This window comes from Kineococcus gynurae (assembly GCF_042433995.1).
In the GTDB taxonomy this organism is placed as follows: domain Bacteria; phylum Actinomycetota; class Actinomycetes; order Actinomycetales; family Kineococcaceae; genus Kineococcus; species Kineococcus gynurae.
The window spans coordinates 341,543-355,042 of the sequence record NZ_JBHLUI010000010.1 but is presented as its reverse complement, the minus strand read 5'-3'; the positions used below and the strand labels follow the sequence as shown (position 1 = coordinate 355,042).

Genomic DNA, 13,500 nt, shown 5'->3' with positions numbered 1-13,500 from the left:
CTCAGGTTATCGGCTGCCGAGAGCCGCGAAGTCGACGCCGGTCCACTCCACCGACCGCGCCCAGAGCCAGGCCGCGGCCGACGGGTCGTAGCCGTGCGGGGCGGCGGGGACGTGCACCGGGAAGCCGCGCCACTGCATGAAGCCGTCGGGTCCGAAGAACTCCCCGCCGAGCAGATCCGGCTCGGTCGCGGCGCGTTCCAACGGCCAGGCGGCGACGTCGGAGGGATGACCCAACGCCTTGTTGACCACCCCGCCGAGTTTCTCCCCGAGCTTCGACCCGCCCAGCGGGGTCGACTTCCACAGGTTGGTGTCGGAGACCCCGGGGTGCGCGGCCACCGACGTGATCGGCGCCCCCGCCGCCCCGGCCCGCCGGTTCAGCTCCAGCGCGAAGAGCAGGTTCGACAGCTTCGACTGCCCGTAGGCGTGCCACTTCGAGTACGACGTCTCGGACTGGTAGTTCTCCCGGTCCAGCGGGTTGAACCGGTGGGCCACGGAACTCACCGAGACCACCCGGGCCCCGTCGCCGGCCAGCAGCGCCGGGAGCAGCCGACCGGTGAAGGCGAAGTGCCCCAGGTGGTTGGTGCCCACCTGCAGCTCGAAACCGTCGGCGGTGCGCGACAACGGCGGCACCATCACCCCGGCGTTGTTGACCAGGACGTCGATGCTGGACCGGTTGTCCAGGACGATGTCGGCGGCCCGGCGCACGCTGGCCAGGTCGGCGGTGTCGAGCTGGACGACCTCGGCCCGGGCCCGGCGCCCGGAGTCGGCGACCTCGGCGTCGAGGCGGGCCAGCGCCGCCCGGGCCCGCTCCGCGTTGCGGCAGGCCAGCAGGACGTCGGCCCCGCGCCGGGCGAACTCCGTCGCGACGTGGAACCCCAGGCCCGAGTTGGCCCCGGTCACCAGCACCGTGCGCCCGCTCTGGTCGCCCATCGCGTCGGGCGTCCACGCCCCCGCACCCACCGCCGTGCCCGCCCCGGTCGTCATGGTCGCCTCAGTTCGATCGCTGGTAGGGGGACACGACGACCTCGACGCGCTGGAACTCCTTGAGGTCGGAGTAGCCGGTCGTGGCCATGGAGCGACGCAGCGCGCCGATGAGGTTGGTCGTGCCCTCGGCGGCGCGGCCCGGCCCGTTGAGGATCTCGCCCAGCGAGGCGACGGTGCCGACGTGCACGCGCTCGCCGCGCGGCAGCTCGGCGTGGTGCGCCTCCGGGCCCCAGTGCCAGCCGCGCCCGGGGGCCTCCTGCGCGCGGGCGAGGGCCGCCCCGAGCATGACCGCGTCGGCCCCGCAGGCCACGGCCTTGACGATGTCGCCCGAGGTGCCCACCCCGCCGTCGGCGATGACGTGGACGTAGCGCCCGCCGGACTCGTCCATGTAGTCGCGGCGGGCCGCGGCGATGTCGGCGACCGCGGAGGCCATCGGCGCGTGGATGCCGAGCGTGGCCCGGGTCGTGGAGGCCGCCCCGCCGCCGAAACCGACGAGGACGCCGGCCGCACCGGTCCGCATGAGGTGCAGGGCCGCGGTGTAGGTCGCGGCCCCGCCGACGACCACGGGGACGTCGAGCTCGTAGATGAAGCGCTTGAGGTTCAGGGGTTCGCTGGAGCTGGAGACGTGCTCGGCCGAGACCGTCGTCCCACGGATGACGAACAGGTCGACCCCGGCGTCGACGACGACCTTCCAGAACTCCCGCGTGCGCTGCGGGGACAACGCCCCGGCCACGGTGACCCCGGCCTCGCGGATCTCGGCGAGCCGCGCGGTGATCAGCTCGGCCTTGACCGGCTCGGCGTAGATCTCCTGCATCCGACGGGTCGCGACGGCCGGGTCGAGGGTCGCGATCTCGGCCAGCAGTGGCTGCGGGTCCTCGTAGCGGGTCCAGAGGCCCTCCAGGTCGAGCACGCCGAGGCCGCCGAGGCGCCCCAGCGCGACGACGGTCGCCGGGGAGGCCACGGAGTCCATCGGCGCCGAGAGCACCGGGATCTCGAAGTGGTAGGCGTCGATCTGCCAGCTCGTCGAGACCACCTCCGGGTCCCGGGTACGCCGGCTCGGGACGACGGCGATGTCGTCGAAGCTGTAGGCGCGCCTTCCGCGCTTGCCACGGCCGATCTCGATCTCCTGCACCGCGACAGGCTATCGGGCCGCGGGCGCCCCGCCCCGCGCGTCCTCCACCCGGTCGGTCCGACGGCTCCCGGCCACCACCGCGGCCAGCAGCAGCACGCCGACGGCCCCCGGCACGCTGCGGTAGGTGAAGAACGCGTGCACCTGGGAGTGGTTGCTCAGCAGGCAGTACCAGGCCGGCACGACCAGCGCGGGCAGGCCGAGGACCACGAACGTGACGAGTGAACGGGGACCGTGCCGGCGCAGCCCGAGCGCGAGGGCGACGAGCACGACGACCGCACCGGCCAGGAGGACCGGAACCGCGGTGGGCATCGTCTGCAGCCAGTACCCGACGTTGGCCCGCAGCCCCGCCCCGAAGGCCTTCGACACCTCCCCGCCGCCGACGCGGTACCCCGCCACCTCGCCGACCTTGCCGAACACCTCCGGGCCCTGGACCGCGGCGGCGATCACCCAGCGCGAGACCCAGGTGAAGGCGAAGGCGAAGGGCCACACCGCGCCCGTCGCGAGGACCGTGCGCAGGGTCCTCCCGGGCGAACCCCACCGGCTCTGGACGACCGCGCCGGCGGCGGCCACCGACAAGGCCCAGGCCATCGGCGGGACGGTGAGCAGGTCGACGTAGCAGAACAGCGCGGCCCCCGCGGCGACGCCGAGCACCGCACCGCGCACCCCCCGGGTGGCCCCGACGACGGCGAGTGCCACCCCGGCCGCGACCGCCGCGAGCGCCAAGGCGTGGCTGAACGCCGTCGCGGGCATGGCCATGACGTTGGAGGACAGGACGAGCGGGGCGAGCAGGGCGGTCGCCGCCGTCGCGCCGCTGCGCCGGGCCAGGGCGAGGAAGGCCGCGAGCCCGGCCAGCGCGAACAGACCCCCGACGACGAGCCGGACCCCGGCGACGTCGGTGACCGCGAGCAGCGGACGGGTGAGCACCGAGTACCCGCTCCAGTAGCGGTAGTAGCCGGCCGGTTGGACCAGCCGCTCCCCCGCCGCGAGCCGGGCGATCTCGGCCGCGCCGCCGTCGCAGGCCGAGAGCCGCGGCCCACCGGTCGCCCGGTAGAAGACCGAGCGCGGGTCGTCCGGGGAGCTGACCCCGTAGCCCAGCAGCACGCACTCGGTGAAGCGGTCGGCGATCCCGCCGAACCCGTCGGAGGTGTAGGAGGGGCCGTAGTCGCCGCTGTCCACGGCCGCGGCGAGGTGGTCGATGATCGGACGGTTGGGGACGGCCTGGGCGGCGACGAGGAGGCCGAGGAAGACCGCCTGCAGGGCCAGCAGCCCGGCGAGGAGACCGAGCAGGAAGCGGACCGCGGCCCGCGGCCCGGAGGTCGGGCGCGACCTCATCGGGTCCGCACCGCCCCCTGCTGCCGGGCGGAACCGCCGCGTTCGTCCAGGGCGTGCGAGCCCGGGTGCTGCAGGTAGGCGAGGCGGGCGGCCTCGTCGGCGGCCCGGTGCACGGCGTCGAGCACGACCCCGATCGCCGCGACCAGCACCGCCATCAGCATGGCGGCCGAGGCGGCGATGGCCGTCGGGAAGCGCGGGACCAGGCCGGTGTCGAAGAACTCCAGGACGACGGGGACGCCGAGGGCCAGCGACAGCACGGCGAGCAGGCCGCCGACGGCCGCGTGCACGGCCAGGGGCCGCTCGAACCGGGCCAGGCGGGCGATCAGGCGCAGGATGGCCCAGCCGTCGCGGTAGGTGCGCAGCTTGGACTCCGACCCGTCGGCCCGGTCGCGGAACCCGATGGCGACCTCCTGCTGCGGCACCCGCAGGTTCACGGCGTGCACGGTCAGCTCGGTCTCGACCTCGAACCCGCGCGAGATCGCCGGGAACGACTTCACGAAGCGGCGCGACATGACCCGGTACCCCGACAGCATGTCGGTCACGCGCTCGCCGAAGACGGCCGAGACGACGCCGTTGAGGAAGCGGTTGCCCGCCTCGTGGCCCTTGCGGTACGCGGTGCTCGAACTCGCCCGGCGCACGCCGACGACGTGGTCGAGGCCCTCGGCGACCAGCAGCCGGACGAGTTCCCCCGCCCCGGAGGCGTCGTAGGTGTCGTCGCCGTCGAGCAGGACGTAGACGTCGGCGTCCACGTCGGCGAAGGCGCGGCGGATGACGTTGCCCTTCCCGGGACGCGGCTCGCGCCGCACGACCGCCCCGTGCGCGCGGGCGACCTCGGCCGTGGCGTCGGTGCTGCCGTTGTCGTAGACGTAGACGACGGCGCCGGGCAGGGCCGCGCGCACGTCGTCGACCACCGTCCCGACCGCGGTCTCCTCGTTCAGGCAGGGCAGGACCACGGCGATCCGCACCCGGTTCCCCTCGTCCTCGGGTGCAGGCATGGTGGCGAGGTTAACCGTGGACGGGGTCCGTCCCGGGGCGACCCGCCCCGGGCGGGACCGTCAGCGACGACCGCTGTAGTTGGGTGCCTCGACCGTCATCTGGATGTCGTGGGGGTGCGACTCCTTGAGACCCGCCGCCGTGATCCGGACGAACTTCCCGGTGCGCTGCAGGTCGGGGATGGTCCGGGCGCCGGCGTAGAACATCGACTGGCGCAGCCCGCCGACGAGCTGGTGGGCGACCGCGGCGAGCGGCCCGCGGTAGGGCACCTGACCCTCGACGCCCTCGGGGACGAACCGGTCGTCGGAGGCCACGTCGTTCTGGAAGTAGCGGTCCTTGGAGAACGAGCGGCCGCCCTGCCGGGTCTGCTGGGCCCCCAGGGAACCCATGCCGCGGTAGGACTTGTACTGCTTGCCGTTGATGAAGACCAGGTCGCCCGGGCTCTCGTCGCAGCCGGCCAGCAGCGAGCCGAGCATGACGGTGTCGGCCCCGGCCACCAGGGCCTTGGCGATGTCCCCGGAGTACTGCAGACCGCCGTCGCCGATGACCGGCACGCCGGCCGGGCGGGCGGCCTTGGCCGCCTCGTGGATCGCGGTGACCTGGGGGACGCCGACCCCGGCCACGACCCGGGTGGTGCAGATCGAGCCCGGGCCGACCCCGACCTTGATCCCGTCCACCCCGGCGTCGACGAGGGCCTGCGCAGCGGCCCGGGTCGCCACGTTGCCCCCGACGACGTCGACGTGGGCGGCCGCCGGGTCCTTCTTCAGCCGGGCGATCATGTCCAGCACGGCCTTGGAGTGCCCGTGGGCCATGTCGACGACGAGCACGTCGACCCCGGCCTCGACGAGCCCCATCCCGCGCTTCCAGGCGTCCTCGAAGATGCCGATCGCGGCGGCGACGCGCAGCCGACCGTCCTCGTCCTTGGTGGCCAGGGGGTACTGCTCGCGCTTCGTGTAGTCCTTGACCGTGATCAGGCCGGTGAGCCGACCGGCGTCGTCGACGATCGGCAGCTTCTCCACCTTGTGCCGGCGCAGCAGCTGCATGGCCTCCTCCGAGGTCACGCCCTGGCGCGCGGTGACCAGCGGGGTCGGCGTCATGACGTCGCGCACGAGGCGGGTGAAGTCGTCCTCGAAGCGGAGGTCGCGGTTGGTGACGATGCCGACGAGCACGCCCTGGGCGTCCACGACCGGGACGCCGGAGATGCGGTAGCGCCCGCACAGCTCGTCGACGTCGGCCAGCGTCGCGTCCGGGGTCGTGGTGACCGGCTGGGTCACCATGCCGGACTCCGAGCGCTTGACCAGGTCGACCTGGGCGGCCTGCTCCTCGGCGGACAGGTTGCGGTGCAGCACCCCGAGGCCACCCTGGCGGGCCATCGCGATGGCCATCCGGGCCTCGGTGACGGTGTCCATCGCCGAGCTGAGCAGCGGCATGCGGAGGGTGACGCGCTTGGAGACGCGCGAGGACGGGTCGACGTCGGAGGGGATGACGTCGGACTCGCCGGGTAGCAGCAGCACGTCGTCGTAGGTCAGCCCGACGAACCCGAACGGGTCGTGGGACCCCGTCGTCGCGGCGGCGGGAACGGCTCCGGGGGTCAACTCGCTCACCCTGACGATGCTAGGCCCTGTCCGGCGGGTCGTTGCCACCACGACCCCGTCGGGAGGACGGGCCCGGCGCCGGGCTCAGACGAGCCCGACGCTGCCGGGCAGCGGGGTGACGACCGGGTCCGGCAGCGGGACCTCGACCCCGAGGTCGCCGTCCACCGGGGTGGGCACGACGGGGTCGACCGGGGCGGTCACCTCGACCGGCAGCGGGGTCGGGTCCACGTCGGGCAGCGGCACGACCACGTCGCCGGGCTCGACGACCGGCACGGGCTCGGGCGTGGGCAGCGGCGGCAGGGCGACCCCCGTCGGCGGCACCTCCGGCGCGGGCGGCGGGACCTCTTCCTGCGCCGGGGTCTCGACCGGGGTCTCCCCCGGCGTCGGCAGCTCCGGCGGCAGGGACTCCACCGGGGTCTCCGGACGGGTCGGCTCCGGCGTCGCGGTCGGCGGGTCCGTCGGGTCCGGCGTCGTGGTCGGCGGCTCCGTCGGGTCCGGCGTCGTCGTGGGCGGGTCGGTCGGGTCCGTCGTCGGCGGCGTGGTCGTCGGCGGCGGCTCGGTCGTCGGCGTGCCGACCCCACCGGTCGGCGCGGGCGAGACCGGGGTGCCGTCCGGGGTGGTCGCGACCGGGGCGGTCGGCTCCGGGGCCGGCTCACCGGTCGGGGTGGCCACGGGGCTGCTCGGCCGCGGGGTGAACGGCGCGCTCGGGCTCGCGGTGGGCGACAGGGGCGCGTAGGGCCCCGGCGTCGCCGACTGCGTGATCCCGGCGATGATCACGTCGGTCAGGGTCTGCGGGGTCTGTGCCGGGGCCGGGGCCGCGGTCGGCAGCACCTCCAGGCCGGCGGCGGTCTCCTCGGAGATCTCCCCGCTGACGGCCAGGTCCGTGGCGGCCGCGTTCACGGTCTCCAGCAGCAGGCCGAGCGCGGTCGGGTCCTCACCGAGCAACCCGCCCTGGATGAGACCCGGGTCCCGGCTGGCCGCGTCGAGCTGCTCGGCGACCGCGGCCACCTGCGCCTGCGCCCCCGCGACGTTGCCCACGCTGGCCGAGACCTTGGCGCGCTGGACGACCTTGATGACCCGCTCCTCGGGAGAGCCCGCGAAGAACTCCAGGATGGGGGCCGGGACGCTCGGGCGGGCGGCGTCGGCGCTCGCGCTGACCCGCTGGGTCAGCGTTCCGAGGGCGTCGGTGCTGGTCGAGGCGGCCGCGGCGGTGCCGGCGAAGAGCCCGACGATCGCGCAGGCCGCCGCGGTCCCGCGCCCGAAGGTCTGCAACGCGCTGCGGCGCGCGACCAGCACGCGGGGGGCGGGCACCTCCACGGGTGCGGCCTCGTCGGCCTCGGCGGCGGGCAGCTCGACGACGACGGGGCGGGCCCCGGCCGTGAAGGGGTCGGAGAACAGCGCGAAGCCGTGCAGCAGGCGGCCGACCGGGTCCTGCAGGTCGGCGTCGGTGGACTCGTGGCTGCCGAGGCGGTCCAGCAGGGCGTCGGTCTCGAGGAGGTCGGGCACCGAGGGGCCACCCTCGGCGACCGAGCGGAGGTGCCCGCGGCGCCGGGGACCCGTGGTCGGACCCGTCACGTCGCTCACGACGACACCCGCAAGGAGGCGTCGTCCATGGCGATCTTGCGCAGACGCTGCATCGCCCGGTGCTGGGCGACGCGCACGGCTCCGGCGGTCATGTCGAGCGACTTCCCCGTCTCCTCGGCGGACAGGCCTGCGCCGACCCGCAACGTGATGATCTCCCGCAGCTTCGCGGGGAGATGGTCCAGCAGGCGCCCCACCGTCTCGGCGTCGAAGGCGTCCAGGGCGAGCTGCTCCGGACCCGGTTCGTCGCTGACGGTGTCGGGGACCTCGTCGGTGGGCACCGGGGTGCGGTAGGCGGCCCGCTGCGCATCGGCGACCTTGTTGGCCGCGATGCGGTACACGAACGCCTCGAACGGGCGACCCGTGTCCTTGTAGCGGGGCAGAGCCGTCAGCACGGCGATGCACACCTCCTGTGCCGCATCCTCTGCGGCCTGATCGGCTCCGGGCAGACGCCCGAGCCGAGCCCGGCAGTAACGGTGGACCCGGCGTCGCACCGCTTCCAGAAGGTCGGCGACGGCGCCCTGATCCCCCATCAGGGCGCGCGTCGCCAATTCCTGGAGCCCCCCGGCATCCACTGGGGTCATCGCCCGACGCCCTGCGGGCGTTACACCGGAGTTCGCCCCTTCTGTGACTGCTGGTGAGGAGACATCTACCGAGTGTTCGCCCTCGAGGTCGTCCGGAGCGTCGTCGAGCACCGCGACCCCCCCGTCGTGCGGGACGGGGGCGAGTCCGGCCGGGCCGTCGACGGGGTCGTCGAGGTCGCGGAGGTCCCCCGCCACCCGCCCATCGGCGAGCACGGGGGGACCGCCGGCGTCGCCTCCCCCGGGGTTCACGTCTCTACCGTACGAGACGGGGACCCACCGCTGTCCCGGCAATCGGGCGACGCCGGGTCGGCGCGCTCAGCGCACCAGGCCCCAGCGGAAGCCGACGGCCACCGCCTGGGCGCGGTCGGCCGCCTCCAGCTTGCGGAACAACCGACGCGCGTGGGTCTTGACGGTGTCCTCGGACAGGAACAGCTCCCGCCCGATCTCGGCGTTGCTGCGCCCGCGGCTCATGCCCGCCAGCACCTGTCCCTCGCGCTCGGTGAGGGCCGGGGCGCGACCGGTCATCACGACGCGGTCCTGCCCCTGGGTGCGACGGCGCGAGACCTCCTGCAGCGACTGCAGGACCGCGGTCGCGAGCTCCTCGCGGGAGACGTCCTTGACCAGGTACCCCCGGGCGCCGGCGGCGACCGCGCGGGCCACCCCGTCGCCGTCCTCGGCCATGGTGGCCATCAGGACGTTCGCCTCGGGGTGCCGGGCCAGCAGCCGACGCGCGGCCTCCACCCCGCCGATCCCGGGCATCCGGACGTCCATGATGACGAGCGAGGGCCGTTCGACCGGCCACCGCGTGAGAGCTTCTTCCCCCGAGGACGCTCCGACGACCCGGGTGACACCCGGGACCGCCGCGACGAGTCGTCGCATGGCCTCCCGAGCGAGCGGCAGGTCGTCGCAGACCAGAACCGTAGCCACTGTTACCTCTTCCCTGTGGTGTGGCCCGAGCCGTCCGTGGCTCGGGTTGTCGCGCCCCAGCGGGGCGCCACAGCAGAAGATGTCGGCAGGACCACCCGGCGACCTGAGCCTCGGAGGGCCACCGGGTTCGGCCGGTGCCGGCGGCGCTTCAGGCGCGGACGGCCGAGGCGCAGCGGGCAACGGCCTCGGCGAGGTTCTTGGCCCGGACGGCCCCCGCGCGCACCGCGGTGGTGGTGGCCGCGGCGACCGTCGCGGCGGCCCAGCCGGAGCCGCTCAGGACCACGAGCGGGGCGGGTCGGACGGCCAGCAGCGAGAGCAGGCCGTCGTGCGGGGGCACGTCGTCGGCGCCCTCGGCGTGCAGCAGGACCGCGGGGGGCGTGCTGCGCCGCACCGCGGCCGCGAGCATCCGCCCCGGGGCCCCCACGCCGGCGCAGCGGGAACCGAGGCCCAGTTCGGCGAGCGCGAGGGCGGCCAACGGCACCACGGGCGAGGCCGGACCCGAGACGAGGACGGCGCGGGGCCCGGCCGGAACCGACTGACCGGCGACCGCGGCGTTCACCTCGGCGGCCGCCGTGGGCCCGCCCGTCAGGACGCGCTCGGCGAGCTCCTCGTCCCACGCACGGGCCGCGCCGAGCCGGGCGACGGTCTCGCGGATCCCCCGGACGACCTCGGGGTCCGGACCGGTGGTCGCGACGGGGCCGCTCCGGGCGCCGGACGCCCGGGGGGCGGTCGCGTGGGGGGCGGCCGCCCGGGCGGCGGGGGGCGGCGTGGACGCGGCCGGCCTCGGGGGAACGGGATCGGTGGCCGTCCCGTCCACGGTCGGGAGGCGGTCGCCCAGGTCGGCGACACCGGCGGTCCCGGCGAGACCCAGGAGTCCGAGCTCGGTGTCCGGGCCGACCACCGCGGCCGCGTCGGTCATCGCCGCCTGCACGACGGCGGGGGGGATGGTGGCGACCTCGGCCAGGGCGAAACCCCCGGCGGCGACGGACGTGGTGGCCGCGATCCCGGCCGCCTCCCCCGGGGGCAGGCCCTCGAGGGTCAGCCGCCGCATGACCACGAGGCGGGCGATGTCGGTCGCGGAGTAGCGGCGGTGCTCCCCGGCGGTGTGCTCGGAGGGGCCCAGGCCGTAGCGGCGGTCCCAGGTGCGCAGGGTCGCGGGCGCGACTCCCAGGCGCTTGGCGACGGCGGCGACGGTCAACGTCAACCGGGCCCCGGACGCCCCGGCACCGCGCGCGGACGGAGCGGGACCGTCGGCGGCGCTCCCGGCGGGGGACGACCCGGCAGGGACCGGCTCGACGTCGGAGGAGACGCCCGAGGGGACCGACGAGGACGGGGACACCCTCAGATCGTGACAAGTCCGCGGCCGGAGTGCCACACGACGGGCCGGACCGGGCCGCGGTCGCGGAGCCTCGACCCCGTCGGGCGGCTGCGCGCCGGTTGTTCAGGGGTTGTTCATGCAGGTCAGCGACGTGCCCGTGCGAACTCGCCGCCGCTGTGCTGCGACCGGGGGGCCGACCGGGCGAACCACCTCTGAAGAAGTTCTGCCCAGGGGCTTGAACAACTCCTGAAGCGGTTGTAGCGTCAACCTCACCGAACTTCCCGGGGCTGTGAACAACAGGCACCCGGACCGAGCACCACACGACTGGAGCCCACCATGGCCGAGATCTCCCGCCTCCCCGGACCCGTCGCCGACATCTGGGAATGGCAGCTTGACGGCTCCTGCCGCGACGCCGACCCCACCCTCTTCTTCCACCCCGAGGGCGAGCGTGGCCCGGCCCGCCGCAACCGCGACGCCGCCGCGCAGGCCGTGTGCGCGAGCTGCCCCGTCATGCAGATGTGCCGGGAGCACGCCCTCAAGGTCCGCGAGCCCTACGGGGTGTGGGGTGGGCTCACCGAGGACGACCGTGAGGCGATCTACGCGGGTGAACGTCGCCGTTCGTTGCGCGTCGCCAGCTGAGCTGCTGGTCCGACGACGGCGGGCTCGACCCGCCCAGGAAGCAGGGCCCGGACGCCGTGGTGCGGCGTCCGGGCCCTTTCCGTGTCCGCTGCCACCGGTGGTCGTGGCCCGGTGGCGGTGACCACCCGTGGACCGGGACGACGAACGGCCCGCCCCCACCGGGGACGGGCCGTTCGTCGATCAGGTGGGGCTCAGTGGCCGTGCCCGTGGCCGTGGCCACCGGCGGCCGCCGGCTCCTCCTCCTTCTTGTCCACCACGAGGGTGTCGGTGGTCAGGACCATCGACGCGATCGAGGCGGCGTTGCGCAGCGCCGAGCGGGTGACCTTGACCGGGTCGATGACCCCGGCCGCGAGCAGGTCGACGTACTCGTCGGTCGCCGCGTTCAGGCCGTGGCCCGGGTCGAGGTTCTTGACCCGCTCGACGACGACATAGCCCTCGAGCCCGGCGTTCTCGGCGATCCAGCGCAGCGGCTCGGAGGCACCGCGGCGGACCAGCCGCACCCCGGTCGCCTCGTCGCCGGTCAGGCCCAGGTCGTCGTCCAGGACGGAGACGGCGTGCACCAGGGCGCTGCCGCCGCCGGCGACGATGCCCTCCTCGATCGCGGCGCGCGTCGCGGAGACGGCGTCCTCGATCCGGTGCTTCTTCTCCTTGAGCTCGACCTCGGTGTGCGCGCCGACCTTGATGACGACGACGCCACCGGCGAGCTTCGCGAGACGCTCCTGGAGCTTCTCGCGGTCCCAGTCGGAGTCGGTCCGCTCGATCTCGGCCTTGATCTGCGCGACGCGGCCCGAGACCTCGTCGGAGTCCCCGGCGCCCTCGATGATCGTGGTGTCGTCCTTGGTGACGACGATGCGCCGGGCGGTGCCCAGCACGTCGAGGTCGATCTGGTCGAGCTTGAGGCCGACCTCCTCGGCGATGACCTGACCACCGGTGAGGGTGGCGATGTCACCGAGGATCGCCTTGCGACGGTCGCCGAAGCCGGGGGCCTTGACGGCCACCGCGTTGAACGTGCCGCGGATCTTGTTCACCACGAGGGTGGACAGCGCCTCGCCGTCGACGTCCTCGGCGATGATCAGCAGCGGCTTGCTCTGCTGCAGGACCTTCTCCAGCAGCGGGAGCAGGTCGGAGACCTTGGAGATCTTGCCCTGGTGCACGAGGACGTAGGCGTCCTCCAGCACGGACTCCTGACGCTCGGCGTCGGTGACGAAGTAGGGCGAGATGTAGCCCTTGTCGAACTGCATGCCCTCGGTGAAGTCGAGCTCCAGGGCGGTCGTCGAGGACTCCTCGACGGTGATGACGCCGTCCTTGCCCACCTTGTCGAACGCGTCGGCCAGCAGGTCGCCGACGCTCGCGTCCTGGGCGGAGATGGTGGCGACGTGGGCGATGTCGCCCTTGCCGTCGACGTCGCGGGCGAGCTCGAGGAGCTTGGCGTTGACCGCGTCGACGGCCTTGTCGATGCCGCGCTTCAGCCCCGACGGGGCGGCGCCGGCCGCGACGTTGCGCAGGCCTTCCTTGACGAACGCCTGGGCCAGCACGGTGGCCGTGGTGGTCCCGTCACCGGCGACGTCGTTCGTCTTGGTGGCGACCTCCTTGGCCAGCTGGGCGCCGAGGTTCTCGTACGGGTCGTCGAGCTCGACCTCGCGGGCGATGGTGACGCCGTCGTTCGTGATCGTCGGCGCCCCCCACTTCTTGTCGATGACCACGTTGCGGCCCTTGGGCCCGAGGGTGACCTTGACGGCGTTGGCGAGGGCGTCCACGCCGCGCTCGAGCGACTTGCGAGCGGTGTCGTCGAACGACAGCTGCTTCGCCATGAGTGCTGTTCCCTTCTGCTGCAGATCTTCTGCTGGTTGACCAACGGCGGACGCCCCGGTGCCCGGGAGTTCCGGGCCCGGGGCGTCAGACGCTCAGGACGCTTACTTGGCGACCTTGGCGAGCACGTCGCGCGCGGAGAGGATGAGGAACTCGTCCCCCCCGTACTTGACCTCGGTGCCGCCGTACTTCGAGTAGATGACCTTGTCGCCGACGGTCACGTCGACCGGGACGCGGTTGCCGTTGTCGTCCACGCGGCCCGGGCCCACGGCCAGGACCTCGCCCTCCTGGGGCTTCTCCTTGGCGGTGTCCGGGATGACGAGACCGGAAGCGGTCGTCTGCTCCGCGTCGAGCGGCTTGACGACGATGCGGTCCTCGAGCGGAGTGATGGAGACCGACACGTGCGGCCCTCCCCTTCTGCTTCAGTGAACTTCTGCGAACCTGGGACGAGGTGGTCGGTGCAAGGCTGCGGACGTCCGTCGTCGCGGGTGCCGGCCGGCGCCGCCTTGCGGTTGGCACTCCGACCTGCCGAGTGCCACCGACGCTGAGCGCGACGCTAGCACTCTGCGGAGGCGAGTGCCAGACCGGCACCCGACCTGGGAGCAT

12 protein-coding genes are annotated in these 13,500 nt (G+C 74.1%); 1 reads left to right on the top strand and 11 read right to left on the bottom strand.

Translation table 11 applies throughout. The features are described 5' to 3' along the window. Positions 1-6: 6 nt before the first annotated feature. The 9 genes from ACFFKU_RS15440 to ACFFKU_RS15400 form a co-directional block, all read right to left on the bottom strand. The gene (locus tag ACFFKU_RS15440; RefSeq protein ID WP_380139238.1) at positions 7-984 is read right to left on the bottom strand and encodes an oxidoreductase; all 978 of its coding nucleotides are present in this window, start codon (positions 982-984) and stop codon (positions 7-9) included. Between the two features lie 7 nt (positions 985-991). Then, the gene (locus ACFFKU_RS15435; protein WP_380139236.1) at positions 992-2,116 is read right to left on the bottom strand and encodes a GuaB3 family IMP dehydrogenase-related protein; all 1,125 of its coding nucleotides are present in this window, start codon (positions 2,114-2,116) and stop codon (positions 992-994) included. A 9-nt stretch (positions 2,117-2,125) separates the two neighbouring features. Continuing rightward, positions 2,126-3,448 (bottom strand): hypothetical protein, encoded by a 1,323-nt coding sequence (locus ACFFKU_RS15430; protein WP_380139235.1) that lies wholly within the window; start codon positions 3,446-3,448, stop codon positions 2,126-2,128. Then, positions 3,445-4,443 (bottom strand): glycosyltransferase, encoded by a 999-nt coding sequence (locus ACFFKU_RS15425; protein WP_380139234.1) that lies wholly within the window; start codon positions 4,441-4,443, stop codon positions 3,445-3,447. The genes ACFFKU_RS15430 and ACFFKU_RS15425 overlap by 4 nt, the downstream gene beginning before the upstream one ends. Before the next feature lie 60 nt (positions 4,444-4,503). Further along, positions 4,504-6,045, bottom strand: coding sequence for an IMP dehydrogenase (gene guaB / locus ACFFKU_RS15420; protein ID WP_380139233.1), 1,542 nt, complete (start codon positions 6,043-6,045; stop codon positions 4,504-4,506). Positions 6,046-6,120: 75 nt separating this feature from the next. Then, a complete protein-coding gene (locus ACFFKU_RS15415) occupies positions 6,121-7,620 on the bottom strand; it encodes a hypothetical protein (RefSeq protein ID WP_380139232.1) in 1,500 nt (499 codons plus the stop codon). Next, entirely contained in the window at positions 7,617-8,201 is a 585-nt protein-coding gene (shbA, locus tag ACFFKU_RS15410; RefSeq protein WP_380139382.1) for an RNA polymerase sigma factor ShbA, read from the bottom strand. The genes ACFFKU_RS15415 and shbA overlap by 4 nt, the downstream gene beginning before the upstream one ends. 315 nt (positions 8,202-8,516) lie before the next feature. After that, a complete protein-coding gene (locus ACFFKU_RS15405) occupies positions 8,517-9,128 on the bottom strand; it encodes a response regulator transcription factor (protein ID WP_380139231.1) in 612 nt (203 codons plus the stop codon). Between the two features lie 148 nt (positions 9,129-9,276). Next, positions 9,277-10,467, bottom strand: coding sequence for a MerR family transcriptional regulator (locus ACFFKU_RS15400; protein WP_380139229.1), 1,191 nt, complete (start codon positions 10,465-10,467; stop codon positions 9,277-9,279). 315 nt (positions 10,468-10,782) lie between these two features. Here ACFFKU_RS15400 and ACFFKU_RS15395 point away from each other — a divergent pair, with 315 nt between their 5' ends. Then, positions 10,783-11,085: a WhiB family transcriptional regulator gene (locus ACFFKU_RS15395; RefSeq protein ID WP_380139227.1), complete on the top strand. Its 303-nt coding sequence runs from the start codon at positions 10,783-10,785 to the stop codon at positions 11,083-11,085. 191 nt (positions 11,086-11,276) lie between these two features. Here ACFFKU_RS15395 and groL read toward each other — a convergent pair whose 3' ends face one another. Both groL and groES read right to left on the bottom strand, forming a co-directional pair. Beyond that, the gene (gene groL, locus ACFFKU_RS15390; RefSeq protein WP_380139225.1) at positions 11,277-12,896 is read right to left on the bottom strand and encodes a chaperonin GroEL; all 1,620 of its coding nucleotides are present in this window, start codon (positions 12,894-12,896) and stop codon (positions 11,277-11,279) included. A 102-nt stretch (positions 12,897-12,998) separates the two neighbouring features. Next, entirely contained in the window at positions 12,999-13,295 is a 297-nt protein-coding gene (groES, locus tag ACFFKU_RS15385) for a co-chaperone GroES (protein WP_380139224.1), read from the bottom strand. Between the last annotated feature and the right edge of the window lie 205 nt (positions 13,296-13,500).

What these genes read in the sequence shown, in the direction of transcription:
- ACFFKU_RS15440 (WP_380139238.1), bottom strand. Translation starts at nt 984, where the DNA reads ATGACGACCGGGGCGGGCACGGCGGTGGGTGCGGGGGCGTGGACGCCC.
- ACFFKU_RS15430 (WP_380139235.1), bottom strand. Translation starts at nt 3,448, where the DNA reads ATGAGGTCGCGCCCGACCTCCGGGCCGCGGGCCGCGGTCCGCTTCCTG.
- ACFFKU_RS15425 (WP_380139234.1), bottom strand. Translation starts at nt 4,443, where the DNA reads ATGCCTGCACCCGAGGACGAGGGGAACCGGGTGCGGATCGCCGTGGTC.
- shbA (WP_380139382.1), bottom strand. Translation starts at nt 8,201, where the DNA reads ATGACCCCAGTGGATGCCGGGGGGCTCCAGGAATTGGCGACGCGCGCC.
- ACFFKU_RS15395 (WP_380139227.1), top strand. Translation starts at nt 10,783, where the DNA reads ATGGCCGAGATCTCCCGCCTCCCCGGACCCGTCGCCGACATCTGGGAA.
- groL (WP_380139225.1), bottom strand. Translation starts at nt 12,896, where the DNA reads ATGGCGAAGCAGCTGTCGTTCGACGACACCGCTCGCAAGTCGCTCGAG.